The organism is Salinihabitans flavidus, assembly GCF_900110425.1.
Classification (GTDB): Bacteria; Pseudomonadota; Alphaproteobacteria; order Rhodobacterales; family Rhodobacteraceae; genus Salinihabitans; species Salinihabitans flavidus.
Genome location: NZ_FODS01000081.1, coordinates 1 through 1,164, shown reverse-complemented (window position 1 = coordinate 1,164; position 1,164 = coordinate 1). Strand labels below are relative to the sequence as shown.

At 50.8% G+C, this 1,164-nt stretch carries 1 protein-coding gene; it reads left to right on the top strand.

What is annotated here, in order from left to right; all coding sequences use genetic code 11:
• The first annotated feature begins 55 nt into the window (after positions 1-55).
• The gene (locus BMW66_RS20225; protein WP_139196346.1) at positions 56-280 is read left to right on the top strand and encodes a hypothetical protein; all 225 of its coding nucleotides are present in this window, start codon (positions 56-58) and stop codon (positions 278-280) included.
• Positions 281-1,164 lie beyond the last annotated feature (884 nt).

Here is a 1,164-nt window from a genome sequence, read left to right as displayed (position 1 = left end):
AGCAGAGGAGGCCTTCTATGCAAGCTTGAATGCCGTCGAAAAAGTAGCCTAATCATTGAACCAGAAACTCTCCGGTAAACCCGGGGCGGTTCAAAACGGCTCGTGTCCAATGACAAAAAAGCCAAAGAAGGAAAGCCAAAAAGAGCAGTCCGCCCGGTTCGAAAAGGCCGTGCAGGATATGATCGACGCTCGCGAACTAAACCCCACAGAGGCTGAGGAAGCTTTTGAGCGGGCGATGTCAGGTGTTGCCCGCTCACTTGAATCGCCTCCTGATGAATGACCTTTTCACATCTTTGAAACGGTCGCGGATCTTCCCCTTGAAGTTCTTCCATCTAGTTCCATAGGGTGGAATATATCCTGCCACCTTTCCCTGAACGAGTGCCGTGCGGGTTCTTTGCCACTCCGACTTGCTTTGCATTCGCTCTAGTCCAGGCATCTTGGAAAATTCATGCCTCCATGTTTTTAGATGGGAAACTTCTAGCCTTGCCACCACGTGATCGGTTCGCAGTCGGTCAATGATCGTCGTATCGCTCAAAGTGCCTTCGTGCTCTCGCCTAATATGCCACGCTAGAAAATCGGACGCCTGCAACGGGAGAAGATTCCTGTCATTTTCAAAGGCTGGAAGCCCAGATATTAACTTTTGTGCACCACGAGGGAGGCTCGACCGCAAGAATTCGAAAAAAATCGCAATGTCAGCGTCTACGCCATCTTGGCTATCAAATATGAACTTTACCGGATGAATCGCTCCCCTGCTTTCCAAGAAGCGGCTGACCGTCCCAAGAATCCCGTGAACGCAATAAAAATGAGGATTTAGGCCCCTAGGCGAAAAGTCTTTTAGCTCCTCTCGGTATGCCTTGCAGCTTATAGAAAACTCAAAAGACAGTGGATTGAAATGTCGAACGATATGCGACAAGCGGTTTAGCTTGGCGTCCCTGTCCCCCGGCCTCCAACCCAGAAACTGCCCCTGAAGGGCTTTCGCTTCGGACATTTTGAAGTAATTTAGCGCAGGCTTCTCATCCAAACACTCCTGCCACGCCTCCGAGAACAGAGCCCATTGCTCAGCCGTATTTAGGTGTCACATCCCGCGTGATTATACGGTCGTTTCTTGAAGATTTCTGGTTTCTGGCGATGCCAGTCCTTGAGCGCGTCGATGGGCGTTCGGCC